Origin of the sequence: Streptomyces sp. NPDC127108 (genome assembly GCF_042677545.1) — a bacterium.
Classification (GTDB): domain Bacteria; phylum Actinomycetota; class Actinomycetes; order Streptomycetales; family Streptomycetaceae; genus Streptomyces.
The window spans coordinates 1-16,208 of sequence record NZ_JBHXTE010000021.1 but is presented as its reverse complement, the minus strand read 5'-3'; the positions used below and the strand labels follow the sequence as shown (position 1 = coordinate 16,208).

Sequence of the window (16,208 nt, the reverse complement as noted above, 5' to 3'; positions counted from 1 at the left end):
TCTGTCGACGACCGGCAGAGGCGGCGCCGTCATGCCGGTGACCGACACGCACCGCACGGTCGACGCGGTCTTCAAGCTCGAGTCGGCCAAGATCATCGCCGCGCTGACCCGGATGGTGCGCGACGTCGCGCTCGCCGAGGAGCTGGCACAGGACGCGCTGGTCGCCGCGCTCGAACAGTGGCCCGTCCAGGGCGTCCCGGACAACCCCGGTGCCTGGCTCCTCGCGATCGCCAAGCGCCGGGCCGTCGATCACATCCGGCGCTCCCAGCGCCTCGAGCGCAAGCAGGAGCAGCTCGCCCGCGAACTGGACGAGCCCGGCCCCGATCGCGAACCCGAGCAGGACGACGTCCTGCGCCTGATGTTCATCTCCTGCCACCCGCTCCTTCCGATCCGGGAACGCCTGGCCCTCACCCTGCGCCTGCTCGGCGGTCTGACCGCCGGGGAGATCGCGCGGGCGTTCCTGACCGGCGAGCAGACCGTCGCCCAGCGCATCGCGTCGGCCAAGCGCACCCTGGCCGAAGCGCGGGTGCCGTTCGAGCTGCCGCCGGGCGCCGAACTGGCCGAGCGCCTGGCCTCCGTGCTCGAAGTCATCTACCTGATCTTCAACGAGGGGTACGCGGCGACGTCCGGCGACGACCTGATGCGCCCCGGGCTCACCCTCGAAGCCCTGCGTCTGGGCCGCCTCCTGGCCGAACTCGCCCCGCAGGAAGCCGAGGTGCACGGCCTGGTCGCCCTCATGGAGATCCAGCAGTCCCGCTCCGCCGCCCGCACCGGACCGTCGGGGGAGCCCGTCCCCCTGCACGAGCAGCACCGGGGCCGCTGGGACCAGTTGCTCATCCGCCGCGGCTTCACCGCGATGCTGCGCGCCCGGGAGATCGGAGCCGCACCCGGGCCCTACGTACTCCAGGCGGCGATCGCCGTGAGCCACGCCCAGGCGGCAACCGCCGAGGACACCGACTGGGCGCGGATCGCGGCCCTGTACGAAGCCCTCGCCCGCCTGCTGCCGACACCGGTCGTCCAGCTCAACCGGGCCGTGGCCCTCGCGCACGCGCACGGCCCCCAGCAGGGCCTCGATCTGGTCGACTCCTTGACGTCGGACCCCGCCCTGCGGGACTACCACCTGCTCCCCGGCGTCCGTGGCGACCTCCTGCTCCGCCTCGGCCGGTCCGCGGAGGCCCGCCGCGAGTTCGAGCGCGCCGCCGAGCTCACCCGGAACGTCGCCGAGCGCGCCTTCCTGCTGCGCAGGGCGGCAGGGATCACCCTCACCGACGCCCCCGGCCCCACGCTCGGGCGAGCCGCCCGGGACTTCCTCCACCGCGACGACCTCACCGCCCCCACGATCCGCTCGTACACCCAGACGCTGCGCCGCCTGTGCCGGAGCCTGGGCGAGCGGCAGCCCCTGCACTCCCTGACCCCACAACAGGTGGCGCAGGTGTTCGCGGCCACCTGGGCGGACGCCGCGGCCACGACGTGGAACCGCCACCGGTCGGCCGTCCGCTCGTTCTGCGCCTGGGCCGGACTGGAGGACCTCACCGCCGGCCTCGAACGACGCCCCGAAGCCGCGCACACCACGCGACCCCTGTCCCCGGCGCAGCTCGACGCCCTGTTCAGCCGCACCGAACTGCCCCTGCGTGAACGGACCTTGTGGTGGCTCCTGCACGAGTCGGGAGCCGGGGCGACGGCCGTCCTGTCCCTCGACGTCGAACACCTCGACCTGGACGACCGCCGCGCCCGCACCGGACGCACCTGGGTGTCCTGGCGCTCCGGCACGGCCCGGCTGCTGCCGACCCTGCTGTCCGGCCGCACCCGCGGCCCCCTCTTCCTCTCCGATCGCCGCCCCGCCCCGGCCCGGATGCCCGCGGCGGCCGACCTGTGCCCGGAGACCGGCCGCCGCAGGCTCTCCTACGAACGGGCGGAGCACCTCTTCAAACAGGCCACCAAGTCCCTGGACCCGTCCGCCGACGGCTACACGCTCAGTCAGCTCAAGCCCTAGGCGTGCGGCGGTGGGTCGACGGGCTGCGAGCCACGACTAGGCGGGCCCGGCGACCAGCCGGTATCCGACGCCGCGCACGTGCTCGATCAGGCGTCGATCGCGCAACTTGCCGCGCAGGGAAGCGACATGCACCTCCAGGGTGCGTTCGGTGCCCTGCCAGTTGTCGGGCCAGAGTTCGCCGACGATCAGCTCGCGGCGGACGACCACGCCGGGGCGTCGGGCGAGCAGGACGAGCAGGTCGAACTCCTTGCGGGTCAGGTGGACGGCCGAACCGTCCACGCTCACCTGCCGGTCGGACAGATCGATGTGCAGGCGGCCGAGGCGCAGGACCGTCTCGGCGGCGGAACTGTTGACCCTGCCTTCCGGGCCCTGCGCTTCCAGGATGCCGAGCACCTTGGCCGCGTGCCCGTATCCCGAGGGGGGAGGGGGAGTGTCGGGCACCGGGGGCCCGTTCGGCGTCGTCGGGCCCGGGACCTGGTAGAAGTAGCCGACGCCTCGGGCCGACACGATGGACGCGCTGCCGACAGCGGTCGTGTCCAGTTTCCCGCGCAGGCGGGAGACGGTGAACTTGACCTTGTCGGTGTCGCGCCCGGTGGGGTCGTCCCAGGCCCGTGCGAGCAGTTTGCGAAAGGGCTGGACGTCTCCCGCGTTCCGCACCAGCAGGTCGAGTACACGGAACTCCGTGCGCGTCAGCCGCAGCGGCGCGCCGGCCACGCCGGCCTCGAAGGTCCGGGAGTCGAGCCGCAGCAGGCCGTCGTCGTAGACGTCCTCCGGCCACTGCTCCCGTGACGTGCGGTGCAGCACGCGCTCCATGCGGGCGAGGAGTTCCGCGGGGTCGTACGGCTTCACGACGTAGTCGTCCGCGCCCAGGTTGAGTCCGTGCAGCCGGGACCGGCCGTCACTGCGCGCCGTCACGACGATGACGGGCACGTCGCTGACGGTCCGCAGCTTGGTCAGGGCCTCGTAGCCGTCGATGTCGGGGAGCCCGAGGTCCAGGAGCACCAGGTCGGGACGCCCGGCGTACGCGGCGCGAAGGCCGCCGGACCCGGACAGCTCGTGGACGACCGCATAGCCGTGCTGGGCCAGGATCGAGGACAGTGCCGCGGCGACGTACGGATCGTCCTCGATGAGGAGCACGCGGGCCCGGCGGGCGACGGTGGCCGGTGGTGGAAGGGGCGTCGGTGCCGCCGCCGGTGCCCGCTCGCTCCGGCCCCGTTCCTCCGCCGCTTCCGGGAGCAGGCGCGTCTCGACCGCGGAGTGGGGCACGCCGTTCTTGATGAGGAACGACAGGGTCATGTCGTAGCAGTCGGCGCAGACTTGGCTCTCGGTACCCTTCACGATCAAGGTGTGCCGCGCGTCCCGGTCGCAGCGGCGGCCGGCGATGTCCGTCGAGCACCGCTTCGAGGCGGCTGCGGCAGCGGACTTCCGCTGTCGGTTCCGGGACCGCCGAGCGGCCGACCGGCAGGCGTCCGAGCAGTACCGGCGCGGCCGACCGGTGTCGGAGGCGGGTGGCAACGGCCCACCGCACTCCTGGCACTCGCCGTCTGCCGTACCCATCACGCGGCCCTCTCGTCGAATGGACCGCGAGCATGACACGAAACCCGTTTTCGTGACGCGCCGTCGGGTGCAAGTGGGAGAGCGGCCCTTGGCTGATGTCGGCGGTTCATGTTCTTCTGGACGGGAGGGCCTGACCGCCTCTCGACGATCAGGCCCCTGGTTTCATGACCGCTCGTGCTTGCCGGCGTCGACGATCATGTCACCCACCGCGATGAGGGCCCTTGCCCCCAGGGCAAGGGCTTCGTGCTGTGCGAGAGCCGCCACCGTGTCCATCACGAGCAGCACGGCTCGCAGCCCCGTCCACCACGAGCCCACCTTCCGCGGCTGCCACCTCGTGGACGTTCCGGGGTCCGCCGCGGGGGGTTCGTCGCCCTCCGTGTCCGTGCCCGGGTCGTCCGGCTCCGAGGTTCGGCACATCGGTCACCTCCTCTCGACAGCGACCGCGGCCATCGCGGGCTGTCGCGACGCGCACGCGGTGGATGCGCGAGTCGCCTGTGCGTCGAGCGGGAGGAGCCGAGAGGTGTGTGAGTCCCCGTCACCTGAAGTGGCTCGCCCACCGTCCCCCAGAACGCGGCCACCGGCAAGAAAGCGCAATCAACGTAGCGCCGCCGCCAGTTGGCGACAGCACTGCTGTCGGCTGCGCGCGGCCGGTGGGTGCTCAGCGCGCGGCGTGATAGAAAGTGGAACGATAGTCCCGATAATTGTCCGTGGGGGCGCGCGTCCCGTCGACCGCGCGCGCCCGCACGGGCCGAGGGCCGATTCCACGACAGGACACCCCATGCCCAACGCGTACCGCGAGATCTTCACCGCCCCCGGCACGAAGGCGTTCAGCTCCGCCGGTCTGATAGCCCGGCTTCCGCTGCCCCTGACCCACATGGGCATCCTGACGATGCTGTCCGAGACGACCGGCGAGTACGCCCTGGCCGGTCTGGTCGCGGGCACCTTCACCTTCTCCATGGCCTTCCTCGGCCCGCAGGTGTCCAAGGCCGTGGACCGGCGCGGGCAGAGCCGCGTCCTGCCGCTGGCCACCGGCGTCAGCGTGCTCGGCCTCGCGGCGCTGCTGCTCTGCGCCACCGCCGACGCGCCGAGCTGGACCCTGTTCCTCTTCGCCCTGCTGTCCGGGCTGATGCCGAGCATGAGCGCGATGGTCCGCGCGCGCTGGACGGAGATCTACCGGGGCACCCCGCAGCTCACCACCGCGTACTCCATGGAGTCGGTGGTCGACGAATTGACGTACGTCATCAGCCCGGCGCTCGCCGTGGTCCTGTCCACGGCGCTGTTCCCGCAGGCCGCACCCCTGTTCGCGGGCCTTCTCCTGGTCGTGGGCGTCGCCCTGTTCGTACCGCAGAAGCGCACCGAACCGCCCGTCAAGCCGCGCGTCGCGAGCGGCGGCGACACGTCTGCGATCCGCTCGGCTCCGGTGCTGCTGCTCGCGCTCGTGCTGCTCTGCGGCGGGGCGATCCCCGGCATGGTCGACACGATGGGTCTGGCGTTCGCCGAGGAGCAGGGCAACAAGTCGCTCGGCGGCCTCGTCTTCACCGTCTACGCGATCGGCTCGGGCCTGTCGGGCCTGCTCTTCGGGGCCCGTGAGTGGAGCGTCCCGCTGCCGCGGCTGCTGCTCCTCGGGGTCGCGGGAACTGCCCTGACCACACTGCCGTTCCTGCTCGTCGACGGAGTGGTGGGGATGTGTGTCGTGGTGTTCCTCGCCGGAGTGTTCTTCGCGCCGACCATGGTGGTGATCATGGGCATCGTGGAGCGCGTGACGCCGGAGCACCAGCTCACCGAGGCGATGACCTGGATGATCGCGGGCCTGCAGAGCGGCGTGGCGATCGGCGCGGCCGTCACCGGCGTCGTCTACGACCGCTTCGGCGCCACCGCCGGGGTCTCGGTGGCGCTCGTCGCGGGCGCCGCGGCGCTCGTCCTCGCGCTGTGCGCCCTGCCGTTGCTGCGGGCGCGGCTCGCGCGGACGGAGACCGTCGCGGCGGTGCCGGACGCGTCGGCGCGGACGTCGACGCCGGTGGGCTGCCTGAACGGCTGAGGCGCGCGGGGCCGCCGCGAGGCGGCGGCCCCCGGCCCGGCGGCCGACCGCCTCCGTGGGATCCCGCTCGCGCCTACTGCGGCTTGTGCGGCGTCGCCTCGCTCGGGCGGACGATCACCATGCCCTCGCCTTCCAGCTTCAGCTGCACCGCCTCACCGGAGCCGCCGCGGATCATCGAGCCGATCGACTGCGAGCGGTGCAGCGACGTCTGCAGGCTGGTGGTCCAGCCGACGACGGCGTCGGTGTCCACGAACACCGGCGCCTGCGGCGACACGGGGATCACCAGCGGCTCGCCCTCGCACATCAGGCCCAGCTGCCCGTGCCCGGTGAACACGCTGTTGAAGAGGCCGCCGCCGGAGATCCCCGAACCCTTCACGGTCTTGATCTCGTACGAGAGGGACGCGTCGAAGCACAGGATGTTGCGGCCGTTGACGGTGAGCGAGTCACCCTGCTCGATGTCGACGACGAAGCAGCTCTGCGCCTCGTGCGCGAACCACGCCTCGCCCTGCCCCTTCACGGCCATCAGCGGCAGCCCCTCACCGGTGACCGCGCGCTTCAGCATCCCGCCGACGCCCTGGCCCTTGCGCTCGAACTGCAGGCTGCCGCGGTAGGCGACCATCGCGCCCTGGCGCGCCATCATCTCGCCGCTCACGACGTACCGGATGGACTTCGAGTTGTGCAGGCTCATGCCGGGCGCCGTCGCGGGCTGTGCCACGTGGGCCTTGGAGAAAAGGTCGCTCTTCATGCGGGCATCGTGCCCCGCGCGGGGGTGCCCCGCCAAGAGTCCGGGGGCGCATGTCCACCGGGCCGGGGTCGCGCCCGGCGCGCCCCGGCCGCGACTTTCGGCCAGGGGCGCTTCTACTTAAGGCGGGGCGCGCTTCCGGGGCGGGGCGCCGGTGCGAGGAGGGCGCCCCTGTGGGGCGGGGCGCCCGTCGCGGTCAGCCGGTCGTCACGCGGACGTAGTCGACGGTCAGCGTCTGCGGGAAGGTCGTGCCGCCGTCCGGATCGCCGGGCCAGTAGCCGCCCACGGCCAGGTTGAGGATCAGGAAGAAGGGCTTGTTGAACGCCCACTGCTTGCCGCCGAGGTCGGCCGGGGTGCGGGTCTGGTAGACGTGCCCGTCGACCGACCAGGTCACCTTGTTCGGGGACCAGTCCACGGCGAAGGTGTGGAACTTGTCCGCGAAGGCCTCGCCATTCGGCAGGGAGTACGCGGCGCCGATGCCGCCCGAACCGGAGTAGCCGGGGCCGTGCAGCGTGCCGTGGACCGTGTTGGGCTCCTTGCCGATGTTCTCCATCACGTCGATCTCGCCGCAGTTCGGCCAGCCCACGTTGCCGATGTCGGCGCCCAGCATCCAGAACGCCGGCCACATGCCCTGGCCGCGCGGGACCTTGAGGCGCGATTCGACCCGGCCGTACGTCGACGTGAACTTGCCGGAGGTGTTGAGCCGCGACGAGGTGTACTCGCAACGGCCGTACCAGCACTGGTAGTTCTCGGGGTTCTCCTTGCGGGCGGTGATGACCAGGTTGCCCTGGCCGTCGAGCTTCGCGTTCTTGTTGCCCGAGGTGTAGTACTGGCGCTCGTGGTTGTTGACGTTGTCGCCGGTCTCGACCTGCCACTTGCCGCCGTCCACGCCGGATCCGGCGGGGCCGTTGAAGTCGTCGGAGAAGGCGAGGGCCCGCTCGCGCTCGGGCGCGGCGGCGGCGCTGGGGGCGGCGGTCGCGGCGGTGGCGCAGCAGACCAGGGAGAGTGCGCAGAGCGCCGCGCGGCGGCGCCAGGAGAGGGACACGGTCATCACATCGCTTCGAGTGGGGGGAGCGGGCACGCATGCCGTGGGGGTCATGGTGGTCGTGCGTCGTACATCGCGGACGTGTGCATGACAAGATCACATCGAGAGTTGAACGCGGTACGCGATCCTCCGCGACGGTTTCTTCACTGCTTGATTTAAGGCAGGTGTGCAGGGGCCGTCAAGGCGTTGGTGCGGACCAACTGCCGAAGGGGCCGACCGCGCTCGGCGCCGTCGACCCCTTCGCCGTGTCCGTCACGGCCGCTGCCCCGGCCGTGCCGCACACCCTTTCCGCGCGCCTCCGCCTCCCCGCGGGGCCCGCGGTCGGTCACTCGTCGACGGCCGCCCCGAACGCCGCGTCCTGCGCGGGCGCGCCCAGCGATCCGGCCCCGTACGTCCACGACCCGGCGGCCGTGACCCCGCCCGCGCCCGCCGAGAGCACCCACACCACGCCGTCGCCGGTGTTCTCGCCCGGCGCCGACGCGAGCAGCCCGAAGCGGCCGTCGCGGTTGGGGTCGGTCAGGCGCACCTGGGCGCCCCACTTGTCGCCCTTCTCGGCGTCGCCGGGGATGTCGGCGGAGTTCTGGTCCCACGACTTGGCGCCGGTCGCGGTCAGACCGGCGGCCGTGCCGCGAAGGACCCACACCGCGCCCGCGTCCGCGACCGTGCCGATGTCCTCGCCGGGCGCGCCGATCGCCACGTCCGCGTAGCCGTCCTTGTCCGTGTCGGCGACGGACAGATCGGCGCCCCAGCCGTCCCCGCGCTCGGCGGTGCCGGGCACGCCCGCGGTGTCCTGGGTCCACCACTTCACGTCCTGCGAGATCCCCTCGGCGGAGCCGTAGCGCACGCCGACCAGGCCGCCGGTCATCGTCTCGCCGCCGTCGTCGGGGGAGTGGGGCTCGCCCGTGACCAGGTCGTCGAAGCCGTCGCCGTTGATGTCGCCGGACGCCGCGGCCGGGCCGCCGCGCAGGTCGCCCTTGTGGGTGATGGCGTCGGCGCCGCCCTTGAAGTACGCGGACCAGCCGTGCCCGGGCTCCTCGTCGCCGACGGTCACGCCGGACACCACGAGGTCGGCGAAGCCGTCGTCGTCGTAGTCGCCGGTGGTCAGGGACTTGGGCAGGATGTGGCGCTCCTCGGCGCGCGCGGCCGCGCGCCCCGAGGCCAGGTGCTCGGTCGCGAGGCGCTTGAGCGGTGCCGCGGCGCGGGCCTGCGGCACCGCGTCGTACACGAAGAGTTCGAGGTCGTCGCGGTCGAGCACGGCGAGGACGTCACCGGGGGTGTCGCCGGTGAGGCGCGCGGCGGTCACCGCGGACCCGAACTTCTCGCCCTTGGTGGGCTCCTGGGTCTGCAGCCAGTCGCTCGCCGCCCCCTTCAGGCCCTGCTTGGAGCCCCAGAGGATCGCGACGCCACCGGCGTCCGCCCGGTCGCCGATGTCCTCGCCGGGGATGCCGATGACCGCGTCGTCGTAGCCGTCGGCGTCGAGGTCGCCGGTGGCGACGGCCGTGCCGAAGCCGTCGGCGGCCTCGGCGGCGCCCGCGACACCGGCGGTGGACTGGCTGAACCGCGCCACGTCGCTGGTGCCGATGCCTCTGGGGGAGCCGTACTGCACGGTGACGAGGCCCGCGCCCTTCTTGCCGCTGACCGTCGCGCCGGGCGCGCCGACCAGGACGTCCTCGTATCCGTCGCCGTCGAAGTCACTGTTGCGGTCGTCCGCGTGCGTACCTCCGGGGGTGCCCGCGACGGCGGCGGGGGCGGCGGCGACGGCCGCACCCGAGAGCAGAAGGAATGAGGCCGCGGCGACGGCGGCCGAACGGTTCTTGCGCACGAGCGACTCCTGTGCGGGAAGGTGGCCGGGCGGCGCGGGGGTGGTCCGGAAAGGGCCCGTTCCTCATCCGGCGCCCTGTTCGACCGCGATCGGGGCGGAAGGGTTGTACGGGACGTCGCCGCGGGTTCACCGGTCCTTCGCCCGCAACTCCCGCCGGGGGTTCGTGGCTTGAGGGCGGCGGGTAGGGTCCGGCTCAGGACGCTTCGGGCCGCTCGGGAGGGGTACGCATGAACACGGATCCACGCGGGTCGGGGGGCCTCCCGGCCGCCTTCACGGCAACCGAGACCTCGTCCTTCCTGGACTTCCTCGCCGAGCAGGCGCCGGACCTGCTGCCCGCGCGGCGCGCCCTGCCCGCCGCGCACGACGGCTTCGATGCGCCGCACGGCACCACGATCGTCGCGGCCACGTACGCGGACGGCGTGCTCGTGGCGGGCGACCGCCGGGTCACGATGGGCAACGTCATCGCCCACCGCGAGTACGACAAGGTCTTCCCGGCCGACGGCCACTCCGCGATAGCGATCGCCGGGACCGCGGGGCTCGCCGTGGAACTGGTCAAGCTCTTCCAACTGGAGCTCGAACACCACGAGAAGATCGAGGGCACGGCCCTGTCCCTGGTCGGCAAGGCGAGCCGCCTCACCACCATGGTCCGGGGCAACCTCGCCCTGGCGATGCAGGGCCTCGCCGTGGTCCCGCTGTTCGCCGGGTACGACCTGGCCAGGGGCGTCGGGCGGATCTTCTCGTACGACGTCACCGGCGGCCGCAGCGAGGAGCGGGGCGTCGCGGCCACCGGCTCCGGATCGGTGTACGCCCGCGGCTCGTTGAAGAAGCTCTACCACGAGGGCATGTCCGAGCGGGACATCGTCCTCGCCGCCGTCCAGGCGCTGTACGACGCCGCGGACGACGACTCGGCGACGGCGGGACCCGACCTGACGCGCCGTCTGTTCCCGCGCGTCGCCCTGGTCACCGAGGACGGTTACCGACAGCTCGCGCAGGACGACGTCGCGGAGGTCGCGCGGTCGGTGGTCGACGGGCGTCACGGGGCGCCGGACGGGCCGCGGGCGCCGCTGCTCTAGGCGCTGCTCAGCGCGGCGGTTCGAGCAGCCACCTGGTCGTCAGTTCGTGGACGTGGGCGCGGCCGCGCTCGTCGCGGTCGGCGAACAGGAACTGGTCGGCGATGTACAGCGAGAAGGCGATCACGCAGCGGGCCTCGACCTCGTCCTCGTCGGGGCAGAAGGCGCGGAACAGCGAACGCAGGTACTCCATCTGGCGGTTGTCGACGCGGCGGACGCGTGCGGCGACCGCCGGATCGCGGCGGGCCCAGTCACGGATCGCCAGGCCGGTCGTGACGTCCGTGTCGAGTCCGTCGCCGCTGTCGACGATGGTGAACAGGCGGCGCAGCCGGTCCTTCGCGTCGTCGCCCACCTCCTCGACGCGTGTTTCCACGTCTTCGGTGACCTCGCGTTCCCACCGGTCGAGCATCTCCTCGAGCAGGGCGGGCCGGTCGGCGAAGTATCCGTAGAAGCCGCCCTTGGACACGCCGAGTGCCTTTGCCAGCGCCTCGATCTGGACGGCGTCCGGGCCGCCTGCCGCGAGAGCGCGGAGCCCTTCGTCGATCCACTTGTGACGTGGGGTGCGGGCCACCGCCATGTCTGCTCCGTTCCCTTGCGATCACTGTTCCCTTGCGGGCGCTCATCTATACGGCATCGTATAGATGAGTGCTAGGGTCTTATCTGTACGACCTCGTATAGATGTGGGGGCGTGGCGCCGTCGCCTGCCCCGTAAGGCCGTTGAAACAGGCCCACTTCGAGTTGGAGGCGCTGATCCATGATCCGAACAGTGGTTCCCACGGTGTTGACGGTCGTCCTCACGGCGATCGGCCTGCTGCACTTCGTCTGGGCGTTCTCCCCCTGGCCGTTGAAGGACGCGACGACGTTCACCAAGACGATCGGGGGCAGCGACGACGGAGCGATGCCGTCGGTGGCGAGCACCGTCGTCGTGGGTCTGCTGCTGATCTGCGGCGCCGCGCTCACCCTGATGGTGAACGGGTCCATCCCGGCGGTCGGGCCCGACTGGCTGCGCCTCGTGGGCATGTACGGCCTGGCGGGGGTGCTGCTCACCCGGGGCCTGGGCGGGTACCTCCTGAACTCCGGGGCGGCCGAGGAGTTCCGGCAGTGGAACTCGGTCCTGTACTCGCCGCTGTGTGTGGCGCTGGCCGCCCTGGCCGGCACCGTCGCGGTGGCGGCGAGCAGGCGCTAGGCCGGTGCGGACGCCGCGTCGATGACCTCGTCGAGGACCTCGCGCGACCGCAGCAGGTCCCTGATCATGCGGTCGATGCGGTCCCGCTCCACGCCGAGTTCGGCGACCAGGTGCGGGGTCGCGATCGCGGAAGGCCTGCCGTCGGCGTCCCGCATGCACGGAAGCAGCCGTGCGATCTTCGAACTGCACAGGCCCGCCGCGAACAGCTCCTGGATGCGGATGACCCGGTCGACCGCCCTCTCGGGGTAGTCGCGGTGGCCGCCCGGCGTGCGCTCGGCGGCCAGCAGTCCCTGCTTCTCGTAGTAGCGCAAGGAGCGTTCACTCACGCCGGTGCGTCGCGCCAGTTCGCCGATCCGCATGTCCCACCGGGCCTTCCGGGCTTGAATCTGACATCAATGACAGGTTCTACGGTACCGGCATGACGAACACAGCAGCGAACTCCCGCCCCTTCGCCCCGCAGGGCCTCTTCGACCCCACCCGCCTCGGCACCCTCGACCTCCCCAACCGCCTCGTGATGGCGCCGATGACCCGCAACCGCGCCGCCGCCGACGGCACGCCGACCCCGCTCATGGAGACGTACTACGCGCAGCGCGCCACCGCGGGCCTGATCATCGCCGAGGCCGCCACGCCCAACGCCGTCGGCCAGACCTACCCGAACATCACCGCGATCCACACCGACGCCCACGTCACCGGCTGGCGGGGCGTCACCGACGCGGTGCGCGCGGCGGGCGGCCGGATGTTCCTCCAGGTGCAGCACGGCGGCCGGGTCGGACACCCGGACAACAACGGCGGCCGGACCCCGCTCGCGCCGTCGCCGATACCGCTTCCCGACACCATCTTCACGCCCGGCGGCCACCAACAGGCCGTCGTCCCGCGCGAGATGACGGTGCCCGAGATCCGCGACACCGTCGCCGACTTCGCCGCCGCGGCCCGCCGGGCCGTCGACGCGGGCTTCGCCGGGGTGGAGGTGCACGGCGCCAACGGCTACCTCCTGCACCAGTTCCTGGGGCAAGGCACCAACCGGCGCACCGACGAGTACGGCGGTTCCGCGGCGGGCCGCGTCCGGTTCGTCGTCGAGGTGGTCCGCGCAGTCGTCGCCGAGATCGGCGCGGAGCGCGTGGGCCTGCGCGTCTCGCCCGGCATCAAGGTCAACGGAATGGACGAGGGCGACACCGAGGACCTCTACCCGACGCTCCTCGACGCGCTCGCCGACCTCCCGCTGGCCTACCTCCACGTCGTGTACGCCGACCCGGACAGCCCCGTCTTCCAGGACATCCGCAAGCGCTGGACCGGCACCCTCATCGCCAACCCGATGCTGCCGCGCGACCGGATCCCCGCCGACGGCGGCCGGTACGAGGCCGAGCGCCTGCTCGCCGCGGGCGCCGACCTGATCTCCCTCGGCCGCCCCTTCCTCGCCAACCCCGACCTCGTCGAGCGGCTGCGCACGGGCGCCCCCGTCAACCCGGTGCGGGACCACGGCCTCATGTACGTGGGCGGGGAGAAGGGGTACACCGACTACCCCGCCCTCCCTGAGCCCGCCGCCCCCGGTCGCGCCGACGTCGCCGACCACGCCGCGACCCCGGCCGCTGCGCGTTGACCCCGGCCGCGCCCTACCGCCCCGCCACCTGCCGGTTGCGGGCGGCCCCCAGGCCGACCGCGACCTGCGGCACGAGCAGGACGAGGAGCAGGACGACCGGCAGCGTCCAGTCGTGGGACGCGTCGTGGACGGCTCCGAGCACGGCCGGTCCCGTGGCGGCGAGGATGTAGCCGAAGCACTGGGCCATGCTGGACAGCGGCGCGACGTGCCGGGCGTCCGGCGCGCGCTGCACGATGAAGAGCAGCGCGAGACTGATGGCCGCGCCCTGGCCGAGCCCGAGCAGGCTCATCCAGAGGTAGGCGGCGCCGACCGGGGCGGTGAGCAGCCCGGCGTACGCGATCGCGCACAGCACCGCGCCGAGGACGGCGAGCGTCCCGGAGCGCACCCGCCTGCCGACGATCACGGGGGCCACGAACGACCCCACGATCCCGAGCAGCGACGAGAAGGACAGCATCCAGCCCGCGTCGCCCGCGCTCATCCCGGCGTCCTTCAGGAGCGTCGGCAGCCAGGCCGCAGCGGCGTAGTAGTTGAGGGACTGCAGTCCCATGTAGCCGGTGACCTGCCAGGCCAGCGGCGAGCGCCACAGGCCGCGCACCGGTCGTGCCGCCTGCCGGGCCGCCGCCCCGCCGTCCCCGGCCCGCGCCCGCAGCTGCGGCAGCCACACCACGAGCGCCACCACCGCGAGCGCGCCCCAACAGGCGAGCGTCGTCCTCCAGTTCATGCCGGACCCCTCCTGTACCGGCAGCGTGACGCCCGCGGCGAGCGCGGCGCCGCCGAACAGCGACATCGAGTACAGACCCGTCATCAGGCCGGCCCGCCCGGGGAAGTCCCGCTTGATCAGGCCCGGGAGCAGCACGTTGGCGACGGCGATGCCCGCGCCGATGACGACGGTGCCCGCGAACAGCGCGACCACCGCGTCCAGCATGCGCAGCGCCGTGCCCGCGCAGATCAGCACCATGGTGGCGAGCAGCGTCCGCTCGGTGCCGATGCGGCGGCCGAGGCGTGGGGCGACGGGTGCGAGCAGACCGAAGCACAGCAGCGGCAGCGCGGTGAGCAGGCTGGTGGCCGCCGCCGACATGCCGCTGTCGTCGCGGATGGTGTCGGCGAGCGGGGAGACCGCGACCAGGGCGGGGCGCAGGTTGAGGGCGAGCAGGACGACGCCCAGGCCGAGCCAGAGGGCGTGCCGACCGGTGACGCCGGGCGGTGCGGCCGCCTGTGGGTCGGCCACCGCGGGACCGGCGTCCGCCCGCGCCACGGTGTCCGTGGCGGCGGGCCCTTGGCTGCGCATGAGGTTTCTCCTGGGGGTCGTGCTTCGGTGGTACGTGTGCGGGGCTGGACCCGGCGGGGCGGGGCGGGGCCGGGTGTGCGGGGCAGGTCGGGTCGGGTCGAGACGCGGTGGGGTGCCCCCTGGCGGTCTCAGTCGGCCGGAGGCTGCTCGCGCAACGCCGCCATGCCCTCGGCGAGATGGGCGAGCACCACGGCCTCGGCGGCCGCCGGGTCCCGCGCCTCGATGGCGTCGACGATCGCGCTGTGGGCGTCGATCTGGTGCCGCACGGAGTCGGGTACGGCCGCGCTGATCACGGCCTTGACCGTGGTGCGCATGGCGTCGCTGAGGTGTCCGTACAGCTCGGCGAGGACGGCGTTGTGGGCCGCGGCGGCGACGGTGCGGTGGAAGGCCATGTCGGCGTCGACGAAGGCGTCCGTGTCGCCGCTGTCCCAGGCCCGGCCGCGCTCGTCGAGCGCGGCGCGCAGCGCGGCCAGGTCCTCAGGCGTGCGGCGCTCGGCCGCGTACCGGGCCGCGTCGCGTTCCAGCGAGGCGCGCACCTCGTACGCCTCCAGGAGGCCCGCCTTGCGCACTCGGCGCTGCACGGCCGCCCCGAAGTCGCTGCTGGCCCGCACATAGGTGCCGTCGCCCTGGCGCGGCTCCAGCATGCCGGTGTGCACCAGGGCGCGGACCGCCTCGCGCACGGTGTTGCGGCCGACGGCGAGCTGCTCCACGAGCAGCGGCTCGGCCGGGATCTTGGTGCCGACGGGCCACTCGCCGTCCGAGATCAGGCTCTCCATCTGGGCGATGACGAGGTCGACGAGGTTGGTCCGTGCGGTGCTGCGCAGCGGCATCGGTGAGGTGCCCTCTCGGGTGGGGCGGACGGGGGAGCGGATCGGCGCGGGGGAACAGTGAGGTCCTTCGACCGACAGACATGGGAACATCCCATGTTTGAGAGTGTCAACCGGCCCGGACCTCGAACCCCGTGAAGTGATCTATGGGGGTCCGTTACATGATCTCGGGATGATCTCGTGAAATCCGTAATGCCGGGCCAATAGGTTGATTGAGCACTCGCCGGAAGGTAGAGGGCATTTAGGGATATTCACACCGTGAGGGGAAACCGCCACCATGCGTCACACCACCCACCGCCGCAGCGCCCTTCGTACCGCCACCGTTTCCGTCGCCGTCGGTGCGGCGCTCCTGGCCCCGGCCGCGGCCGCCTTGGCGAGCACCCCGGCCATGCAGCACGCCGCCGTGGCCGCCGCCCCCAAGCCGGTGAAGATCGACATCGGCGCCGGCGTCACCATCCAGGTCAAGGACGGCAAGCCGTACTACAACGGCAAGGCCCTGAAGCCCGGTCAGACCGTCGACAACGGCATCTACCTGCACCTCGGCGCCGACGGCAAGAAGCTGTACAGCAAGACGCAGGGCGGCGGCACGCCGTACGCGATCTGGGACGTCAAGACCGGCAAGAGCCTCGGCACCCAGAAGAACAGCCCCACCGCCAAGGTGAAGGCCGCGCTGACCGCGAAGCCCTCCGCGACCTCTGTGAAGGCCTGGCAGGAACTGCGCGTCAGCGGCAAGGCCACCGGCATCAAGGCCGGCACCAAGGTGGGCCTCCAGCAGAAGCAGCGCGGCACGTGGAAGACGCTGCCCGCGTCCACCACCGTCAACAAGTCCGGCGCGTACACGCTGCGCGTGAAGCTCGGCCTGAAGGGCAAGAACGAGCTGCGGATGAAGAGCGGCGCGACGCTGTCCCCGGTGTTCACGGTCACCGTGCGCTGACGCCGACACCTCACCCCCCCCACGGATTTCGGGCCCCCGGCCCTTGCTTCCCGGCGGGGGCCCGCGGTACAATGGGAGGTGGCCCGTGGGGGCACTGGGCGTCCGGCCG

General features: G+C 72.5%; 14 protein-coding genes and 2 pseudogenes. 6 read left to right on the top strand and 10 right to left on the bottom strand.

Annotation, left to right across the window (positions count from 1 at the left end):
• Positions 1 to 31: 31 nt before the first annotated feature.
• Entirely contained in the window at positions 32 to 1,993 is a 1,962-nt protein-coding gene (locus tag ACFVHO_RS19115; protein ID WP_385715618.1) for a sigma-70 family RNA polymerase sigma factor, read from the top strand.
• A 36-nt stretch (positions 1,994 to 2,029) separates the two neighbouring features.
• Here the strand turns inward: ACFVHO_RS19115 and ACFVHO_RS19110 are convergent.
• The 3 genes and pseudogenes from ACFVHO_RS19110 to ACFVHO_RS19100 all read right to left on the bottom strand — a co-directional run.
• A pseudogene (locus ACFVHO_RS19110) lies at positions 2,030 to 2,332 on the bottom strand (winged helix-turn-helix domain-containing protein); the annotation flags it as partial.
• A 153-nt stretch (positions 2,333 to 2,485) separates the two neighbouring features.
• Positions 2,486 to 3,289: pseudogene (locus ACFVHO_RS19105) on the bottom strand (response regulator transcription factor); the annotation flags it as partial.
• A gap of 423 nt (positions 3,290 to 3,712) precedes the next feature.
• A complete protein-coding gene (locus ACFVHO_RS19100) occupies positions 3,713 to 3,967 on the bottom strand; it encodes a hypothetical protein (RefSeq protein WP_385715616.1) in 255 nt (84 codons plus the stop codon).
• A gap of 361 nt (positions 3,968 to 4,328) precedes the next feature.
• On the opposite strand from ACFVHO_RS19100, the gene ACFVHO_RS19095 reads away from it, so the two are divergent.
• A complete protein-coding gene (locus ACFVHO_RS19095; protein WP_385715613.1) occupies positions 4,329 to 5,588 on the top strand; it encodes an MFS transporter in 1,260 nt (419 codons plus the stop codon).
• A gap of 73 nt (positions 5,589 to 5,661) precedes the next feature.
• On the opposite strand, the gene ACFVHO_RS19090 is transcribed toward ACFVHO_RS19095, so the two are convergent.
• From ACFVHO_RS19090 to ACFVHO_RS19080, 3 genes are all read right to left on the bottom strand, one after another.
• Positions 5,662 to 6,333: an AIM24 family protein gene (locus ACFVHO_RS19090; protein WP_385715610.1), complete on the bottom strand. Its 672-nt coding sequence runs from the start codon at positions 6,331 to 6,333 to the stop codon at positions 5,662 to 5,664.
• Positions 6,334 to 6,526: 193 nt separating this feature from the next.
• A complete protein-coding gene (locus tag ACFVHO_RS19085) occupies positions 6,527 to 7,381 on the bottom strand; it encodes a family 16 glycosylhydrolase (RefSeq protein WP_385715607.1) in 855 nt (284 codons plus the stop codon).
• 319 nt (positions 7,382 to 7,700) lie between these two features.
• Positions 7,701 to 9,197 (bottom strand): esterase, encoded by a 1,497-nt coding sequence (locus ACFVHO_RS19080; protein WP_385715605.1) that lies wholly within the window; start codon positions 9,195 to 9,197, stop codon positions 7,701 to 7,703.
• 227 nt (positions 9,198 to 9,424) lie between these two features.
• Here ACFVHO_RS19080 and prcB point away from each other — a divergent pair, with 227 nt between their 5' ends.
• Positions 9,425 to 10,270, top strand: a complete 846-nt coding sequence (gene prcB, locus ACFVHO_RS19075; RefSeq protein ID WP_385715602.1) for a proteasome subunit beta — start codon at positions 9,425 to 9,427, stop codon at positions 10,268 to 10,270.
• 7 nt (positions 10,271 to 10,277) lie between these two features.
• On the opposite strand, the gene ACFVHO_RS19070 is transcribed toward prcB, so the two are convergent.
• On the bottom strand, positions 10,278 to 10,844 hold the full coding sequence (locus tag ACFVHO_RS19070) for a TetR/AcrR family transcriptional regulator (protein WP_385715600.1): 567 nt from the start codon (positions 10,842 to 10,844) through the stop codon (positions 10,278 to 10,280).
• 177 nt (positions 10,845 to 11,021) lie between these two features.
• On the opposite strand from ACFVHO_RS19070, the gene ACFVHO_RS19065 reads away from it, so the two are divergent.
• The gene (locus tag ACFVHO_RS19065; RefSeq protein ID WP_385715597.1) at positions 11,022 to 11,453 is read left to right on the top strand and encodes a DUF3995 domain-containing protein; all 432 of its coding nucleotides are present in this window, start codon (positions 11,022 to 11,024) and stop codon (positions 11,451 to 11,453) included.
• Here the strand turns inward: ACFVHO_RS19065 and ACFVHO_RS19060 are convergent.
• Complete coding sequence (locus tag ACFVHO_RS19060) at positions 11,450 to 11,812, bottom strand: MerR family transcriptional regulator (protein ID WP_385715594.1); 363 nt, start codon at positions 11,810 to 11,812, stop codon at positions 11,450 to 11,452. The two genes, ACFVHO_RS19065 and ACFVHO_RS19060, sit on opposite strands and share 4 nt — an antisense overlap.
• Before the next feature lie 59 nt (positions 11,813 to 11,871).
• On the opposite strand from ACFVHO_RS19060, the gene ACFVHO_RS19055 reads away from it, so the two are divergent.
• Positions 11,872 to 13,050, top strand: coding sequence for an alkene reductase (locus tag ACFVHO_RS19055; protein WP_385715592.1), 1,179 nt, complete (start codon positions 11,872 to 11,874; stop codon positions 13,048 to 13,050).
• Between the two features lie 13 nt (positions 13,051 to 13,063).
• Here the strand turns inward: ACFVHO_RS19055 and ACFVHO_RS19050 are convergent, their stop codons facing one another.
• The gene (locus tag ACFVHO_RS19050) at positions 13,064 to 14,338 is read right to left on the bottom strand and encodes a CynX/NimT family MFS transporter (protein WP_385715589.1); all 1,275 of its coding nucleotides are present in this window, start codon (positions 14,336 to 14,338) and stop codon (positions 13,064 to 13,066) included.
• A 128-nt stretch (positions 14,339 to 14,466) separates the two neighbouring features.
• Positions 14,467 to 15,168, bottom strand: coding sequence for a FadR/GntR family transcriptional regulator (locus ACFVHO_RS19045; RefSeq protein WP_385715586.1), 702 nt, complete (start codon positions 15,166 to 15,168; stop codon positions 14,467 to 14,469).
• Between the two features lie 274 nt (positions 15,169 to 15,442).
• On the opposite strand from ACFVHO_RS19045, the gene ACFVHO_RS19040 reads away from it, so the two are divergent.
• On the top strand, positions 15,443 to 16,099 hold the full coding sequence (locus ACFVHO_RS19040) for a hypothetical protein (RefSeq protein WP_385715583.1): 657 nt from the start codon (positions 15,443 to 15,445) through the stop codon (positions 16,097 to 16,099).
• Positions 16,100 to 16,208 lie beyond the last annotated feature (109 nt).